Source organism: Streptomyces sp. NBC_01478 (genome assembly GCF_036227225.1).
GTDB lineage: Bacteria > Actinomycetota > Actinomycetes > Streptomycetales > Streptomycetaceae > Streptomyces.
Window position 1 is genome coordinate 3,329,945 of sequence record NZ_CP109444.1, and the last position, 15,697, is coordinate 3,345,641.

A 15,697-nucleotide genomic window follows, 5' to 3' on the forward strand; every position below is an offset into this window, starting at 1 on the left:
CCGGGGCTCAGGCGCGGAACGGGAAGCCGTACAGGTGGATCGCGACGTTCTCCCGGCCCTGGGTGTCGCCCGCCTGTTCGGCGGCTCGCCCCCTGGCCTGGTACTTCTTGATCAGGGCGTCCAACTCGTGCTGCAGTTCGGCGAGTTCGGGCGCGTTGAGCCGTGGGAGGTACTCGGCGTCGAAGCCCGCAGAGCGCCACTCGTCGCTCCAGGACTCGGACTCGTCGAGGTGGCGCCGGTAGAGGTCGACACGCTGCTCCAGCAGCGTCCGTACGAGCGCTCCCTGGGCGGCGAGCTTCTCGGGGGCGTCCTTCACGTCCTCGTGCCGCACGGTCAGGCTCTCGGCGGCGGTCCGCCACCAGCGCTCCCGGCCGTCACCGCTCTGCTGCTCGGCCTCCTCGATCAGCCCGTGCTCGGCGAGCTTGCGCAGGTGGTAACTGACCAGCGAAACGGCCTCGTCGACCTGGTCGGCGAGCTGCGAGGCGGTCGCGGTGCGGGCCACGTACAGCGCCCGGTACAGCTTGAGGCGCAGCGGGTGCGTGAACGCCTTGAGCGTCCCCAGATCGGTGATGGTGCGGGTCTCGTCCGAGCTCATGCACTCGAGCCTAGATGCGAAAGAAAAGTTGCGCAATCTTTCTTGCGCAACTTTTCTTTCGCATCTGCCCACAAGTAAGCCCCGGCCGCCAGGCGGCCGGGGCTTACAACGCCTTACAAGGCCTCTACGGGTGTCACCTCACCGGGTGCCCCGCCTCCCGCAACGCCTGCTTGACCTCGCCGATCCGCAGGTCACCGAAGTGGAAGACGGAGGCCGCCAGCACCGCGTCCGCCCCCGCCGCCACCGCCGGCGGAAAGTCCGCGAGCTTGCCCGCGCCGCCGGAGGCGATGACCGGTACGGACACGTGCTTGCGGACCGCCGCGATCATCTCCAGGTCGTAGCCGTCCTTCGTGCCGTCCGCGTCCATCGAGTTCAGCAGGATCTCCCCCGCCCCCAACTCGGCCGCCCGGTGCGCCCATTCGACGGCGTCGATGCCGGTGCCCTTGCGGCCGCCGTGGGTGGTGACCTCGAAGGAACCCTCGGAAGTCCGCCGCGCGTCGACCGACAGCACCAGCACCTGCCGCCCGAACCGCTCCGCGATCTCCCGGATCAGCTCGGGCCGGTTGATCGCCGCCGTGTTGACGCCGACCTTGTCCGCGCCCGCCCGCAGCAGCTTGTCCACGTCCTCGGCCGTGCGGACGCCGCCGCCGACCGTGAGCGGGATGAAGACCTGCTCGGCGGTGCGGCGGACCACGTCGTACGTCGTCTCGCGGTTGCCGGAGGACGCGGTGATGTCCAGGAAGGTCAACTCGTCGGCGCCCTCGGCGTCGTAGACCTTGGCCATCTCCACGGGGTCGCCCGCGTCGCGCAGGTTCTGGAAGTTGACGCCCTTGACGACCCGGCCGTTGTCGACGTCCAGGCAGGGGATCACACGTACGGCGAGCGTCATGACGAGCCCTCCCCGCGCGGCGCCGCCGGGTCCCGGTACGCCTCCACCTCGACCTCGACGACCAGGCTCGGGTCGACGAAGCCGGACACGATGATCATGGACGCGGCGGGCCGGATCGCGTCGAACAGCTCCTTGTGTGCGCGGCCCACGTCCTCAACGTCCCGGGCGTGGGTGATGTACATACGGGTGCGCACCACATCGGTCGGGCCGAGACCCAGTTGTTCCAGCGCCGCGAACGCCACGTTGAACGCGTTGACCGTCTGCTCGTAGGGACCGCCCCCGGCGATCTCGCCGTCCACTATCGACGTGCACCCGGAGACCAGCACCAGGCCGTTCGGCAGCTCCACCGCGCGGGAGTAGCCGAAGGCGTCCTCCCAGGGCGCGCCGGTCGCGACGCGTCGTAGCTCGGTCACAGGGCCACCGCCTCCAAGGCCTCTTCCAGGGTGAACGCCTTCGCGTAGAGGGCCTTCCCGACGATGGAGCCCTCGACACCGAGGGGTACCAGCTCGGCGATGGCGCGGAGGTCGTCGAGCGACGACACCCCGCCGGAGGCCACGACCGGGCGGTCGGTCGCCGCGCAGACGTTGCGCAGCAGCTCCAGGTTGGGGCCCTGGAGGGTGCCGTCCTTGGCGATGTCGGTGACCACGTACCGGGCGCAGCCCTCGGAGTTGAGGCGGTCCAGCGTCTCGTAGAGGTCGCCGCCGTCACGCGTCCAGCCGCGTCCGCGCAGGGTCGTGCCACGTACGTCGAGGCCGACCGCGATCTTGTCGCCGTGCTCGGCGATGACCTTGGCGACCCACTCCGGGGTCTCCAGCGCGGCGGTGCCGAGGTTCACCCGGGTGCAGCCGGTGGCGAGGGCGGCGGCGAGGGTGTCGTCGTCGCGGATGCCGCCGGACAGCTCGACCTTGATGTCCATGGCGCCGGCGACCTCGGCGATGAGCTTGCGGTTGTCGCCGGTGCCGAACGCGGCGTCCAGGTCGACGAGGTGCAGCCACTCGGCGCCGGAGCGCTGCCAGGCGAGGGCCGCCTCCAGGGGCGAGCCGTAGGAGGTCTCCGAACCGGACTCGCCGTGCACGAGGCGGACGGCCTGGCCGTCGCGGACGTCCACGGCGGGGAGGAGTTCGAGCTTCGAAGGCATCAGAGGGTTCCGATCCAATTGTTCAACAACTGCGCTCCGGCGTCGCCGGACTTCTCGGGGTGGAACTGGGTGGCCCACAGGGCGCCGTTCTCCACGGCTGCCACGAAGGGCTTGCCGTGCGTCGACCAGGTCACCAGGGGGGCGCGCATCGCCAGGTTCACGACTTCGAGGGACCAGTCGTGGACGGCGTAGGAGTGCACGAAGTAGAAGCGCGCGTCCGCGTCGAGGCCCGCGAAGAGCTGGGAGCCCGCCGGGGTGTCCACGGTGTTCCAGCCCATGTGGGGCACGATCGCGGCCTGCAACGGCTCGACCGAACCGGGCCACTCGTCCAGGCCCTCGGTCTCGACGCCGTGCTCGATGCCGCGCGCGAACAGGATCTGCATGCCGACGCAGATGCCCATCACCGGGCGCCCGCCGGCCAGTCGGCGGCCGACGATCCAGTCGCCGCGCGCTTCCTTCAGGCCCTGCATGCAGGCGGCGAAGGCGCCGACGCCCGGGACCAGCAGCCCGTCCGCGTTCATGGCCTTGTCGTAGTCGCGCGTGATCTCGACCTCGGCACCGGTGCGCGCGAGGGCACGCTCGGCGGACCGGACGTTCCCGAAGCCGTAGTCGAAGACGACCACCTTCTTCGCCGCGTTCTTGGATGCGCTCAACTCCACACCGCCAGCCGCATGACCCCCGCGACCAGACACATCGCCGCGCCGATGGAGACCAGCACGATGAGGCTCGCCGGCATCTTCTGCTTGACGAAGGAGTAGACCCCGCCGAGGAGGAAGAGTCCGACGACGATCAGGAGGCTGGAGAGGCCGGTCACAGCGCGCCCTTCGTGGAGGGGAGGATGCCGGCCGCGCGCGGGTCGCGCTCGGAGGCGTACCGCAGGGCGCGGGCGAGCGCCTTGAACTGGCACTCCACGATGTGGTGCGCGTTGCGCCCGTACGGCACGTGCACGTGCAGCGCGATCTGGGCCTGGGCGACGAAGGACTCCAGGATGTGCCGGGTCATCGTCGTGTCGTACTCGCCGATCATCGGCGCCATGTTCTCGGGCTCGGTGTGCACGAGGTAGGGGCGGCCGGACAGGTCGACGGTGACCTGGGCGAGGGACTCGTCCAGCGGGACCGTGCAGTTGCCGAAGCGGTAGATCCCGACCTTGTCGCCGAGCGCCTGTTTGAAGGCGGCGCCGAGGGCGAGGGCGGTGTCCTCGATGGTGTGGTGCGAGTCGATGTGCAGATCGCCCTCGGTCTTCACGGTGAGGTCGAACAGACCGTGCCGGCCGAGCTGGTCGAGCATGTGGTCGTAGAAGCCGACTCCTGTCGCCACGTCGACCTTGCCGTGCCCGTCGAGATCGATCTCGACGAGGACCGACGTCTCCTTGGTCGTCCGCTCCACACGTCCTACGCGGTTCATGTGCTCTGCTCCTTCATCAACTCACGGACCGCGTCCAGGAACGCGTCGTTCTCTTCGGGGGTTCCGGCGGAGACCCGCAGCCACCCCGGGATGCCGTTGTCCCGGACCAGGACGCCCCGGTCGAGGATCGCCTGCCAGGCGATGTGGGAGTCCGCGAACCGGCCGAACTGCACGAAGTTGGCGTCGGACTCGACGACTTCACAGCCGAGGGCACGCAACTCCCGTACCAGCCGGTCGCGTTCGCCCTTCAGCTGCTCCACATACCCGAGCAGTGTGTCGGTGTGCTCCAGGGCGGCCAGCGCGGTCGCCTGGGTGACGGCCGACAAGTGGTAGGGCAGCCGTACGAGTTGGACGGCGTCGACGACCGCCGGGTGCGCGGCGAGATAGCCGAGACGCAGGCCCGCCGCGCCGAACGCCTTCGACATGGTCCGGGAGACGACGAGATTCGGCCGATCTTCGAGCAGCGGCAGCAGCGAGTCGCCGTGGCTGAACTCGATGTACGCCTCGTCGACGATCACCATCGACGGCTTGGCGGCCTGCGCGGCCTCGTACAGCGCGAGCACCGTCTCGGGCGGAACGGCGTTGCCCGTGGGGTTGTTGGGGGTCGTGACGAACACGACGTCGGGCTTGTTCTCGGCGATCCAGCGCTCGGCGGCGGCGAGATCGATCGTGAAGTCCTCGTTGCGCGGGCCGGAGATCCAGCCGGTCCCCGTGCCGCGCGCGATGAGCGCGTGCATCGAGTACGACGGCTCGAAGCCGATCGCGGTACGGCCGGGCCCGCCGAAGGTCTGGAGCAGTTGCTGGATGACCTCGTTGGAGCCGTTGGCCGCCCAGACGTTCTCGATGCCGACCCGGTGATTACCGGTCTTCGTCAGGTAGTTGGCCAGCTCCGTGCGCAACTCGACCGCGTCCCGGTCGGGGTAGCGGTTGAGGTCGCGGGCGGCCTCGCGGACTCGCTCGGTGATCCGCTCGACCAGGGCCTCGGGCAGCGGGTAGGGGTTCTCGTTGGTGTTCAGCCGTACGGGGACGTCCAACTGGGGCGCGCCGTAAGGGGACTTGCCGCGCAGCTCGTCCCGTACGGGAAGATCGTCGATTCCGAAGCTCACTTGCCGGGCACCTTCCAGCCGAACCTTGCCTTGACCGCCGCGCCGTGCGCGGGCAGGTCCTCCGCCTCCGCCAGCGTGACCACGTGATGCGCCACGTCCGCCAGCGCGTCCTTCGTGTAGTCGACGATGTGGATGCCGCGCAGGAAGGACTGCACGGAGAGCCCGGAGGAGTGGCAGGCGCAACCGCCGGTCGGCAGCACGTGGTTGGAGCCGGCCGCGTAGTCGCCGAGGGAGACGGGCGCCCAGGGCCCGACGAAGATCGCGCCCGCGTTGCGTACCCGGTCGGCCACGGCGGCCGCGTCCGCCGTCTGGATCTCCAGGTGCTCGGCGCCGTACGCGTCGACGACCCTGAGCCCCTCCTCGATGCCGTCGACGAGGACGATCGCGGACTGCCGGCCGGCCAGCGCCGGGGCGATCCGGTCCTCGATGTGCTTGGTGGCCGCGACCTGCGGTTCGAGTTCCTTCTCGACCGCGTCCGCGAGCGTCACGGAGTCCGTGACCAGGACGGCCGCGGCGAGCGGGTCGTGCTCGGCCTGGCTGATCAGGTCGGCCGCGACGTGCACCGGGTCGGCGGTGTCGTCCGCGAGGATCGCGATCTCAGTGGGGCCGGCCTCGGTGTCGATACCGATCTTGCCCGCGAAGTAGCGCTTGGCGGCGGCGACCCAGATGTTGCCGGGGCCGGTGACCATGTTGGCCGGGGCGCAGGACTCGGTGCCGTGGGCGAACATCGCGACGGCCTGGGCGCCGCCGACGGCGTAGACCTCGTCGACACCGAGCAGCGCGCAGGCGGCGAGGATCGTGGGGTGCGGCAGACCGCCGAAGTCCGCCTGCGGCGGGGACGCGAGCGCGACGGAGCCGACGCCCGCCTCCTGGGCCGGGACCACGTTCATGATCACGGAGGACGGGTAGACCGAGCGTCCGCCGGGCGCGTACAGCCCCACCCGGTCGACCGGCACCCACTTCTCGGTGACCGAACCGCCGGGCACGACCTGGGTGGTGTGGGTCGTACGGCGCTGCTCGCGGTGGACGAGCCGGGCGCGCCGGATGGACTCCTCCAGGGCCGCGCGCACGGCCGGGTCGAGCTGCTCCAGCGCGTCGACGAGTGCCTGGGCCGGGACCCGTACCGATTCCAGCCGCACCCCGTCGAACTTCTCGGCGAAGTCGATCAGCGCCGCGTCGCCCCGATGATGCACGGCCTCGCAGATCGGCCGCACCTTCTCCAGGGCGGCCGAGACGTCGAAGTCGGCTCGGGGCAGCAGGTCGCGCAGGGCGGGCCCTCCGGGGAGGGCGTCACCGCGCAGATCGATTCGGGCCAGAAAAGAAGAAGGCAGCACACAGCAATTCTCGCAGACGGCGATCGAGCCCTGCTCGCGCATATCAATGGCTGATACAGAACGTGGCCGGAACCCGGAAGATCCCCTTCACGTCTAGTGTTCCGGGCGTCACGGAGCGGGCATGAACAGCCGTGCGAAACCCGTGAGTAGTTGAGAGGGATGAAAGAGCAGTGACCGAAGGTGCCGGCATCCGCGCGGGCGACGTGCCGGCGGATGCGACCGCCGCCGAACTGGGCATGTGGCAGGCCTTCCGCAACGGCAGCGTGTACGACCTGAGCAGCGGCGACAGTGTCGTCGACGATCCGCACGGCGGACATCCGTGGGGCCCCGAGCGGACCGTCCGGGCACGCATCGTGTGCTGGCTGCTCCTCGACGGACCGCCCGCGCTGTCGGGCCGGGTGGCCTCCCTGAAACTCACCGGTGTGCAGATCAGCGGCGTCCTGGACGTGGCGGGCGGCACCGTCACGCCGTACGTCGAGCTGAAGGGCTGCCGTTTCGAGCGGGAGGTGCTGCTGCCGGAGGCCCACTTCCGGACCGTACGGCTGGTGAACTGCTCGGTGCCGCGGCTGGAGGCGGCCCGGGTGCACACGGAGGGTGACCTGCATCTGCCGCGCTGCCGGTTCCACAACGGCGTACGGCTGACCGACGCGCACATCGGCACCGATCTGCTGCTCAACCAGGCGATCGTCTACCGGGACCGCACGGGCCGTTCCATCGCCGCCGACGGGATGACCGTAGGACAGGACCTCCAGGCCGAACTCCTCGAATCGCACGGTGAGTTGAGCCTGCGCAGCGCCAAGGTGGGCGTCTCGCTGAGCCTGCGCGGTGCCCGGCTGGCCAACCCGTACACCCGACTCGCCCTGAACGCGCCCCAGTTGACCGTGGGCCGCACCCTGTACCTCACCCCGGCCGGGGTCGGCGGCCCCGGGCTGAGCGGCACGACACCCGCGCGCGGGACCCGCATCCAGCGGTTCACCTGCCAGGGCGGAGTGCGCCTGGACGACGGGCGGTTCGGGGACGCGGTGGACCTGGAGCGGGCCCGGTTCACGTTCACGGACGACCAGGAGCTGTCGCTGCTGCGGGTGCAGACGCCCGAGTTGCGCTTCCTCGGGGAGAAACCGCAGCGCGGCAAGGTGGTGCTGTCGGGGGCCAGGATCGTCAACCTGATCGACGGGAAGGACAGTTGGCCGGGTCCGGGCAATCTCCACACGGGCGGCTTCGTGTACGAGAACCTCGTACCGCAGGGCCCGTTCCCGCTGGAGACCCGCCTCGACTGGGTGGCCGCGGCGACCCCCGAGTACAACCCGGAGCCGTACGAGCGGCTCGCGACCGTGCTGCGCAACGCCGGTGAGGACGAGGACGCGCGGGAGGTGCTGCTCGCCAAGCAGCGCCGGCGCCGGGAGAGTCTGCCCGTCGCGGCCAAGGTGTGGGGGTTCGCGCAGGACTGGACGGTCGCCTACGGGTACCGGCCGGGCCGGGCCGCCGTATGGATGGCGGTGCTGTGGGCGGCCAGTTCGCTGGCCTTCGCGCACGCCGACCACGCGCCGGTGAGCGCGAACGGGCATCCGCCGTGGAGCCCCGCCCTGTTCGCGCTGGACCTGCTGCTGCCGGTGATCGACCTGGGGCAGGTGGGCCAGTGGCAGTTGCACGGCGGCTGGCAGTGGCTGTCCGTGGTGCTGATCCTGCTGGGCTGGATCCTGGCCACGACGGTGGCGGCGGGGGCGACCCGGCTGCTCAGGCGGGGATAGCGACCGGTCGCGCACAGTGCTCGAACAGGTGAGCAACAGTCACCTTTTACCTGGGCTTGACCGAGGCGCGTACAACTTTCCACGGGGTGCCCAAACGGTCTGGCGCACTCCGGATCCGCGGTCATTCAATGGTCGGCACCATGGCTCTGCTGCGCGCGTTCATCCGCACCGCCCGGATGGCAAGCACCACCTCGCGGCTCGCCGCCGGGCTGCCGGCCGACGACGAGGTCCTTCTCGACGCGCCCGACGACCGGCTCGGCCCCGCGCTGGTCGCGGCCGGGCGCGGCGAGTACGGCCCGGCCTCCGACCTGCTGGCCGCGACCCGTGCGGACGCCGAGTGGGAGGACCGCGACCGCCATACGCTCCGGCTCGCCGCGTTCGCCCGCTGCCGCCCCGAGTGGCTGGCGGACTGGTGCGCCGCCGCCCCGCAGGACCCGGACGCGCTGCTGGTCAGGGCTCAGCAGGCGCTGGACCGCTGCTGGGAGTCGCCGGCCCGCGTCGAGCTGCTGTGCGGGCTGAGCCCGCTGATCGCGGCGGCGGCCGAGGCGGAGCCGCGCGATCCGGTGCCGTGGCGGATCGCCCTCGACCGGGCGCGGGGCACGAACGCGGGGCACGCGGAGTTCGAGCGGCTGTGGGGCGAGGCGGTCCGCCGCTCCCCGCACCACTACGGCTGCCATGTGGCCGCCCTCCAGTACCTGTCGGCGGCCTGCTGCGCGCAGTGGGGGAACACGCCCCACACCGCCCGCTGCTCCCACCGCGCGTGCTTCGACTTCGCCGAGCCGGCCGCGCAGGACGCGCTGCCGGGCTCGCTCGTCCAGGCGCTGCCGATGCGTGCCGCCTTCGCGTGTCTGACCGACGGCTGCGGTGCCACGGTGCCGCGTGCCCGGCTGGACGCGGCGGCCGACCTGGCCATCGCCCTCTCGGCCGGCTACGCGGCGGCGGATCCCTGGCCCGCGGAGGTCCGCAACCTTCTGGCCTACGTCCTCGTCCGCCTCGAACGCTGGACGGACGCCCTGGACCAACTGCGCCTGATCGGCCCGTACGCCACGTCCTTCCCCTGGGACCGGATCTCCGACGACCCGCTCGGCCGGTTCCTGGAAATACGCGACGGCATACGGCTCGCGGTGGCCTCGGAACTGCCGCTGGGCGCCCCCGTTCCACCCGTCCTCCAGGCGATTCCGCGTCCCCAGGGGCCCTTCGGAAACGCACCCGGGTATCCACGGAGTGAGCACGGCGAACGTGCCCGCTCCGGCGACCATTAGGCTTTTGCGCCGTGACCACCGTCCGGCTGCCGCTCTTCCCCCTGAACTCGGTTCTGTTCCCGGGGCTCGTGCTTCCTCTGAACATTTTCGAGGAGCGCTATCGCGCCATGATGCGCGATCTGCTCAAGACCCCTGAGGAGGAATCGCGCCGATTCGCCGTCGTGGCCATCCGCGACGGCCACGAGGTGGCGTCGACCGCCCCGGGCATGCCCGACCAGCGGGCCGTGCCCGAGCGCGGGCCCGCGGCCGGCTTCGGCCCCGACCCGCTCAAGGCCTTCCACGCGGTGGGCTGCGTGGCCGACGCGGCCACGATCCGCGAGCGCGCCGACGGCACGTTCGAGGTGCTGGCGACGGGCACGACCCGGATGCGGCTGCTCTCCGTGGACGCCTCGGGCCCGTTCCTGACGGCCGAGCTGGAGGAGCTGCCCGAGGAGAAGGGCGACGAGGCCGGCGCGCTGGCGGAGGGCGTGCTACGCGCGTTCCGCCAGTACCAGAAGCGCCTGGCGGGCGCCCGCGAACGCTCCCTCTCGACCGGCGAAGCGGAACTCCCCGACGAACCGGCGGTGGTGTCCTACCTGGTGGCCGCCGCGATGATGCTGGACACGGCGACAAAACAACGCCTTCTCCAGGCCCCCGACACCGCCTCCCGCCTGCGCGACGAACTGAAACTCCTTCGCTCCGAGACGGCCATCATCCGCAACCTCCCGTCCCTGCCCGCGTCGGACCTGACGCGAGGCCCGACGAGCCTGAACTGAGCCCGGAGTTCCTTTGATGGCGAAGAAACCGAAGCAGCAGCACCAGAAGAACCAACAGTCGGGCGGCACGCCGGCGACCGTGGCCCTGACGGCCGCCGGCGTCCCGTACGAGATCCACTCCTACGACCACGACCCCGCCCACCCCTCCTACGGCGAGGAGGCGGCCGAGGCGATGGGCGTCTCTCCGGACCGCGTCTTCAAGACCCTGGTCGCGGACGTGGACGGCGCGCTGACGGTGGCGGTGGTCCCGGTGGCGGGCCAACTGAACCTGAAGGCACTCGCGTCGGCAGTAGGCGGCAAACGCGCGACGATGGCCGACCCCACCCTCGCCGAACGCACCACGGGCTACGTCCGAGGCGGCATCTCCCCTCTCGGCCAACGCAAAAAACTCCGCACGGTCCTCGACGACTCGGCCACCGCCCACCCCACGATCTGCGTCTCCGCCGGCCGCCGAGGCCTGGAGGTCGAACTCTCCCCGGAGTCCCTGACAACCCTCACAGAAGCGGTCCTGGCCCCCATCGGCCGTGCATGACCCCTCGACGCCGGTCCCGTCCTGGATTAAGCACAAGGGACATGTCGAAGAAAACAAGAAAACGAAAGTGGCGCACCAGGAAACACCGGGCCAACCACGGCCGGCGCCCGGCGTAGCGGTTCGCGGCTGTCGGGCTGTCGGGTTCTGCGGCTGTCCGGCTGCCGGCTCTGCGGCTCTGCGGCTCTGCGGCTCTGCGGCCAGGGTCGCGCGGCCGGTGCCCTCTTGGGGGCGCGGCTTCTGGACGCGAGGGGGCACGCCTCAGGCCCTGTCCGGTGCGGTGCCCCCCGGGGCCGCGACTTCTCTCAGAGCGGGACCGGCACTTCTCCCCGCAGGCCCGCACAATCCAGCCCGTCCGGCGTTTGAGGACGAGGCCCCTTCAGGGCCGACGGGGGTCTGGGGGCGGAGCCCCCAGGGCGGGGCCGAAGGGGCGGCAGCCCCTGGGGATGGGACGGGTAGGGGCGGCGGGGGCGAGAAAATCCCCTAGGCCGTCGGAGCCCCGTACCCATCCTCGGAAACCGCCCCCTGCTGCCCATACACCGGCTCGGCATCCCGCGGCCCGAACAACGCCGTCAGCCCGAGATGAACCACCAGCGCGGCCACCGACCACGCCAGCAACGCCCCCTTCGCCCCCAACTTCAACGGCGCGGAGAACGTAACCCCCTTACCCACGGACTTGGCATGCGCGAGCACATCCTTCGTGGGCCCGAACCACATCCCCAGCCGCCACGCGAGGAACGAAGCGAGCAGCCCACCCAAGGCCAGCGCAGCGACCAGCGGCACACTCCCCCGCCGCCGCCACAAAAACACCACGAGCGCACTCAGCACCCCAAAACCCACCGCAAGCAGAGTGAACGTTCCGTCCACCCCCACCGCCTGCTCCCCTTCGGAGTCCTTGAGGTAGACGACCCAGCTCTTGTCGACCACGTCCCCGACCAGCGGCACATGCGGCGCCAGCCACCACCACAACACCCCGAGCAACACCCCACCGAGCGCCACGACGACCGTGACGACCACGGCCTCGATCAGTTCGGTCTTCATTCCGGGCCCGTCCGCGCCGTAGGACGCGTCCTGCGGCGGTGCGTAGACGGGATACCCGGCACCCGGGTCACCGGGGGCACCCGCGGTGCCCGGGTCACCCGGCGGCTGCCACGGATCGTGCGGGGACTGGTCACGCGGCGGCGGAGGCGGAGTCAGCGGTGCGGTCACTCTGCCATCGTGCCAGGCCCGGCTGTGCGGCGCGTCACCGGACGGCAGCCCGACGGTAGGCCCAGGCGGCGACGGCCAGCGAAACGACCCCGACTCCGGCGCATACGGCGAGGTCACCGAGGACGAGCGCCCAGTCAGGCCGCGCCGCGAAGGTCTGCGCGAAGGCCTCGACGCCGTAGGTGGACGGCACCAGATCCCGCAGGAACCGCACCGCGTCCGGCATCCGATCAGCCGGCAGCACCCCCAGCAGCAGCGCCGCCGACATGCCCAACTGCCCGAGCAGCGTGGCGAGTTCAGGACGGGGCGCAAGCAGCCCGAGGGCCGCCCCGAGCCCGGCGAGCGCGGCCCCGGCGAGCGGGATCACCGCCGCCAGGATCCAGATGTTCCCCATCGGCAGCCCGAACAGCACACACCCGAAGAGGGCGGTGAGCGCGGTCCCCGGCACGGTGAAGGAGGCGTACGCCCCCGCCGCGCCCAGCACCACGGCCGCGGGCGGCACCGGCAGGGTGGCGTAGTGGTCGAGCCCCCCGCTGCCGCGCAGTTGCCCGAAGTACTGCGCGAGGAGGTTCAGCCCGACGTAGGCGACGACGAGCACGGACGAGCCGGCGACGACGAACCGGGCGTCATGGCTCCCGCCGTCGACGACCCCGCGCATCATGATCAGGATGCCGACCGACTGGAAGGTCGCCACGAACAGGAGCGGAATCCGCGCGACCCGCGCCCGGGACAACTGCGCCCGGTACACGGCGGCCATGGAGGGCCACAGCCTCGCCTTCGGCCCCAGCTCGGCCGCGCCCGAGGCAGCGGCCTCCGGCACGGCCAGGGGACCGCTCGGCAGAACATCGGCGGATACGACACTCACGTCGCGCTGCTCCTCTCGACGCCCGAAGTCGTCCTGTCCCATACGGATACGACGGCCCGTGTACTCATGCCTTCACCAGCCCCTGCGCGTTCCCGCCCAGTGTCAGATACACGTCCTCCAGGCTGGGCGTGGCCAGGGTGAAGTCGTCCAGGGCGGCGAACGCGGCCCCGCCGGTCACCGTGGCGACGGCCACCCGGGCCTCCTCGGGGGCCAGCCTGAGCGTCCAGCGGCGGCCGGACTCGACGGCCCGGTCCCGCAGCGCGGCGACCTCCGGGACGTCCAGCGGCGGTTTCTCCCGCCAGACCAGTTCGACCCGCACCTCGCCGGCGACCTGTTCCTTGAGGCCGCCCGGGGTGTCGCAGGCGATGACCCTGCCCTGGTCGAGGACGGCGACCCGGTCGAGGACGGTCTCGGCCTCGATGACGTTGTGGGTAACGAGCAGCACGGTGGACCCGTGCTCGGCCCGGCGCCGGTCGACGGCGGACCACACGGCCCGGCGCGCCACCGGATCCATCCCGGTGGTCGGCTCGTCGAGCACCAGCAGCGGCCGCTCCCCGACCAGCGCGGCGGCGACACACGCCAGCCGCCGCTGCCCACCGGACAGCTTCTTCAACGGCCGCCCGGCAAGGGCCGTAAGCCCCAACTCGTCCAGTACGGCGTCCCGCTCGGCACGCGCCTCGCGCAGGTCCAGGCCGCGCAGCCGGGCGGTCGTCTCGGCGGCGAGCGACACGGTCAGTTCGTCGAGCGCGGAGGACTCCTGGCCGAGGTAGGCGAGGATCCGCGCGGCCCGCTCCGGGTGGCGCACGATGTCGTGGCCGAGGATCTCGACGCTGCCGGCGTCGGGCCGCATCAGTCCGGTGAGCTGGCGTACGAGGGTGGACTTGCCGGCGCCGTTCGGTCCGAGCAGTCCGAAGATCTCGCCCCGGCGGATGTCGAGGGTCACGTCGTCGGTGGCCCGCACCTCGGGGGTTCCCGGCGCACCGCGTCGGCCGCGCACCGCCGGATAGGTCTTGCTGAGCCCGCGCACCGCACACACGACGTCACCACCGTGTCGAAGTGCCTGTCCCGCGCGCGTACTCACGGGACGAGCCTACGGGGTCCGGGAGCCCTGCCCGCTCGCGGGTCGGTCGAGAACGGCACATTCGTCGGTAAAGCCGTCCCGCCGCGAGGCCGCCCGGCCACCGGACCGGCCGCCTCCGCTCACTCCCCGGCGGGCGCGTGCTCCGCGGCCGTCCGTACGTCGATCTCGCGCCAGAAACCGGCCCGGATCGCGTACCGGTCGTGCTCGTCGATCTGGTCGTCCTTGTGGGCGAGGAGCCCGAACCGGGCGGCGTAGCGCAGCAGTTCGCCGTCGATGCGGTGCGGGACGCGCGGGTACATCGCGGACAGTTTCTGCAGGTTGCCGCCCTGGTCGCCGAGGCGGCCCATCCAGCGGCGGGCGAAGACCTGCCCCACCTCGAAGGGATCGCCGCCGACCGTGGTGATGTCCTCCTCGCGGTCGGCCCAGCGCTGCTCGGCGGTGGTCAACTGCGCCAGCGTCGGCATCGAGGCGACGTCGGGCGACTCGGCGGCGCCGCCCGGCCGGTCGACCCACCCTTTGTCGGAGGACCAGCGCAGGGTCGCGCTCGCGGGCTGCGGTGCGGGGGCGGGGGCGCCCGGGGCCTTCAGGCTCGCCAGGTCCTTCGGGGTGGGGACGCCCTTGGCCGCGGGCACCCGCTCCTGCGTACCGTTCGGCGAACCGGCCTCGGCCGCCGCGTGCTCGCCCTCCTCGACCGGCCGCTCGCGCGCGGCCGGCGCGGACTCGGGCAGCGGCGCGGACAGGATCGCGGCGATCTCCGGCCGCGGCGCGGGCGGCGGCGCGCACACCCCACCGAGATCCTTCGCCCGTACGGCCTTGGTGATCCAGGTCCGGTCGAGCACCCGCCGCTCGTCGGCCTCGGCGACCAGGTCCTCGGACTGGTTGTAGTCCCCGTCCGCGGCCTGCACGGCCCACAGGTGTACGGCGACGCCGTGCTCCTTGGCGGCCATCATGCCCGGCAGCAGGTCCCCGTCGCCGGTGACGAGCACGACGTCGGAGCAGGCGCGGTTGCGGGCCAGCTCGGTCAGCTCGGCGTGCATGGCGGCGTCGACGCCCTTCTGCGCCCAGCGGCCGTCGCTACGGGTCAGGGCGCCGAGGCGGACGGTCACGCGGGGCATCACGCGCAGCCTGCGGTGCTCGGGCTGCGGGACGCGGTCGGGGGCGCCGTCGAACCAGTAGATGCGCAGCAGGGGTCGTTCGGTGTCCGACTCGGCGCGCTCGCGCAGGCCCTGGATGAGGGCGGCGTGATCGACGGTGATCCGGGAACGCGAGGGCTCGCCGGCGAGGAGACTGGCCGCCGCCCCCAGCAGATACCCGGCGTCCACCAGGACGATGCAGCGGTCCACGCGACTCACCCTCTTCCCGGTCGGTTGTGCTTCGGGCTTGCTTCGAGTCTGCCCGACCGCGCAGGGGTTAACGGCCCGAACTCGATCTTCGGCGTGGCGTTTCGGGACTTCTCTCTCGCATCAACCATGTCACACACGGTAATTATCCGAAATGCGTTCTTCGTCAGCCTATGTGAATCTGGTCGCGGCCCTGGCCCCTAGATCCCCCTCAGGAGGCAGATCACCATGGCCAAGAACAAGCACCGTGACCGTAAGCAGCCGCAGTCCGAGCGCGCCCAGGAGCAGGCCACGTCGTCCTCGATGGAGGCACAGGCCGAACAGCGCATATCCCAGGCGACGCCGAGCGACATGGCCCGCAAAGGCAAGCAGAAACGCTTCGGCCACAACTGAGGCCTGTTTCAAGGGTTGTTGAACGGCCGAGGGGCGCATCCGTCGACGGATG

Annotated in this window: 18 protein-coding genes; 5 read left to right on the top strand and 13 right to left on the bottom strand. The window is 71.3% G+C overall.

Annotated features, from left to right (window positions below; all coding sequences use genetic code 11):
• Positions 1–7: 7 nt before the first annotated feature.
• The 9 genes from OG223_RS15025 to hisD form a co-directional block, all read right to left on the bottom strand.
• Complete coding sequence (locus OG223_RS15025; protein WP_329247812.1) at positions 8–595, bottom strand: helix-turn-helix domain-containing protein; 588 nt, start codon at positions 593–595, stop codon at positions 8–10.
• A 133-nt stretch (positions 596–728) separates the two neighbouring features.
• Entirely contained in the window at positions 729–1,484 is a 756-nt protein-coding gene (gene hisF / locus OG223_RS15030; protein WP_329247815.1) for an imidazole glycerol phosphate synthase subunit HisF, read from the bottom strand.
• Positions 1,481–1,897: a RidA family protein gene (locus OG223_RS15035; RefSeq protein ID WP_329247818.1), complete on the bottom strand. Its 417-nt coding sequence runs from the start codon at positions 1,895–1,897 to the stop codon at positions 1,481–1,483. Before OG223_RS15035 ends, hisF begins: the two co-directional genes overlap by 4 nt.
• The gene (gene priA, locus OG223_RS15040) at positions 1,894–2,622 is read right to left on the bottom strand and encodes a bifunctional 1-(5-phosphoribosyl)-5-((5-phosphoribosylamino)methylideneamino)imidazole-4-carboxamide isomerase/phosphoribosylanthranilate isomerase PriA (RefSeq protein ID WP_329247821.1); all 729 of its coding nucleotides are present in this window, start codon (positions 2,620–2,622) and stop codon (positions 1,894–1,896) included. Before priA ends, OG223_RS15035 begins: the two co-directional genes overlap by 4 nt.
• Positions 2,622–3,275, bottom strand: a complete 654-nt coding sequence (gene hisH / locus OG223_RS15045; protein ID WP_443073711.1) for an imidazole glycerol phosphate synthase subunit HisH — start codon at positions 3,273–3,275, stop codon at positions 2,622–2,624. Before hisH ends, priA begins: the two co-directional genes overlap by 1 nt.
• Positions 3,272–3,436 (bottom strand): hypothetical protein, encoded by a 165-nt coding sequence (locus OG223_RS15050; RefSeq protein ID WP_019062288.1) that lies wholly within the window; start codon positions 3,434–3,436, stop codon positions 3,272–3,274. Before OG223_RS15050 ends, hisH begins: the two co-directional genes overlap by 4 nt.
• On the bottom strand, positions 3,433–4,026 hold the full coding sequence (gene hisB, locus OG223_RS15055) for an imidazoleglycerol-phosphate dehydratase HisB (protein ID WP_329247826.1): 594 nt from the start codon (positions 4,024–4,026) through the stop codon (positions 3,433–3,435). Before hisB ends, OG223_RS15050 begins: the two co-directional genes overlap by 4 nt.
• Positions 4,023–5,132 carry a histidinol-phosphate transaminase gene (locus OG223_RS15060; RefSeq protein WP_329247829.1) on the bottom strand — a complete coding sequence of 370 codons (1,110 nt, stop codon included), beginning with the start codon at positions 5,130–5,132 and terminating at the stop codon, positions 4,023–4,025. Before OG223_RS15060 ends, hisB begins: the two co-directional genes overlap by 4 nt.
• A complete protein-coding gene (gene hisD / locus OG223_RS15065) occupies positions 5,129–6,508 on the bottom strand; it encodes a histidinol dehydrogenase (protein ID WP_329247831.1) in 1,380 nt (459 codons plus the stop codon). The genes OG223_RS15060 and hisD overlap by 4 nt, the downstream gene beginning before the upstream one ends.
• A 128-nt stretch (positions 6,509–6,636) precedes the next feature.
• On the opposite strand from hisD, the gene OG223_RS15070 reads away from it, so the two are divergent.
• From OG223_RS15070 to ybaK, 4 genes are all read left to right on the top strand, one after another.
• Positions 6,637–8,214 carry an oxidoreductase gene (locus OG223_RS15070; protein ID WP_329247832.1) on the top strand — a complete coding sequence of 526 codons (1,578 nt, stop codon included), beginning with the start codon at positions 6,637–6,639 and terminating at the stop codon, positions 8,212–8,214.
• A gap of 140 nt (positions 8,215–8,354) precedes the next feature.
• A complete protein-coding gene (locus OG223_RS15075; RefSeq protein WP_329247836.1) occupies positions 8,355–9,476 on the top strand; it encodes a hypothetical protein in 1,122 nt (373 codons plus the stop codon).
• 11 nt (positions 9,477–9,487) lie between these two features.
• Positions 9,488–10,231, top strand: coding sequence for an LON peptidase substrate-binding domain-containing protein (locus OG223_RS15080; RefSeq protein ID WP_329247839.1), 744 nt, complete (start codon positions 9,488–9,490; stop codon positions 10,229–10,231).
• 16 nt (positions 10,232–10,247) lie between these two features.
• On the top strand, positions 10,248–10,763 hold the full coding sequence (gene ybaK / locus OG223_RS15085; protein ID WP_329247841.1) for a Cys-tRNA(Pro) deacylase: 516 nt from the start codon (positions 10,248–10,250) through the stop codon (positions 10,761–10,763).
• A gap of 480 nt (positions 10,764–11,243) precedes the next feature.
• On the opposite strand, the gene OG223_RS15090 is transcribed toward ybaK, so the two are convergent.
• The 4 genes from OG223_RS15090 to OG223_RS15105 form a co-directional block, all read right to left on the bottom strand.
• The gene (locus OG223_RS15090; RefSeq protein WP_329247844.1) at positions 11,244–11,969 is read right to left on the bottom strand and encodes a hypothetical protein; all 726 of its coding nucleotides are present in this window, start codon (positions 11,967–11,969) and stop codon (positions 11,244–11,246) included.
• Positions 11,970–12,003: 34 nt separating this feature from the next.
• Entirely contained in the window at positions 12,004–12,831 is an 828-nt protein-coding gene (locus OG223_RS15095; protein ID WP_329247847.1) for an ABC transporter permease, read from the bottom strand.
• Between the two features lie 64 nt (positions 12,832–12,895).
• Positions 12,896–13,867, bottom strand: coding sequence for an ABC transporter ATP-binding protein (locus tag OG223_RS15100; protein ID WP_329265282.1), 972 nt, complete (start codon positions 13,865–13,867; stop codon positions 12,896–12,898).
• 164 nt (positions 13,868–14,031) lie between these two features.
• A complete protein-coding gene (locus tag OG223_RS15105; RefSeq protein ID WP_329247850.1) occupies positions 14,032–15,255 on the bottom strand; it encodes an NYN domain-containing protein in 1,224 nt (407 codons plus the stop codon).
• 225 nt (positions 15,256–15,480) lie between these two features.
• Between OG223_RS15105 and OG223_RS15110 the strand changes: the two genes are divergently transcribed.
• Positions 15,481–15,645: a hypothetical protein gene (locus OG223_RS15110; RefSeq protein ID WP_019067731.1), complete on the top strand. Its 165-nt coding sequence runs from the start codon at positions 15,481–15,483 to the stop codon at positions 15,643–15,645.
• Positions 15,646–15,697 lie beyond the last annotated feature (52 nt).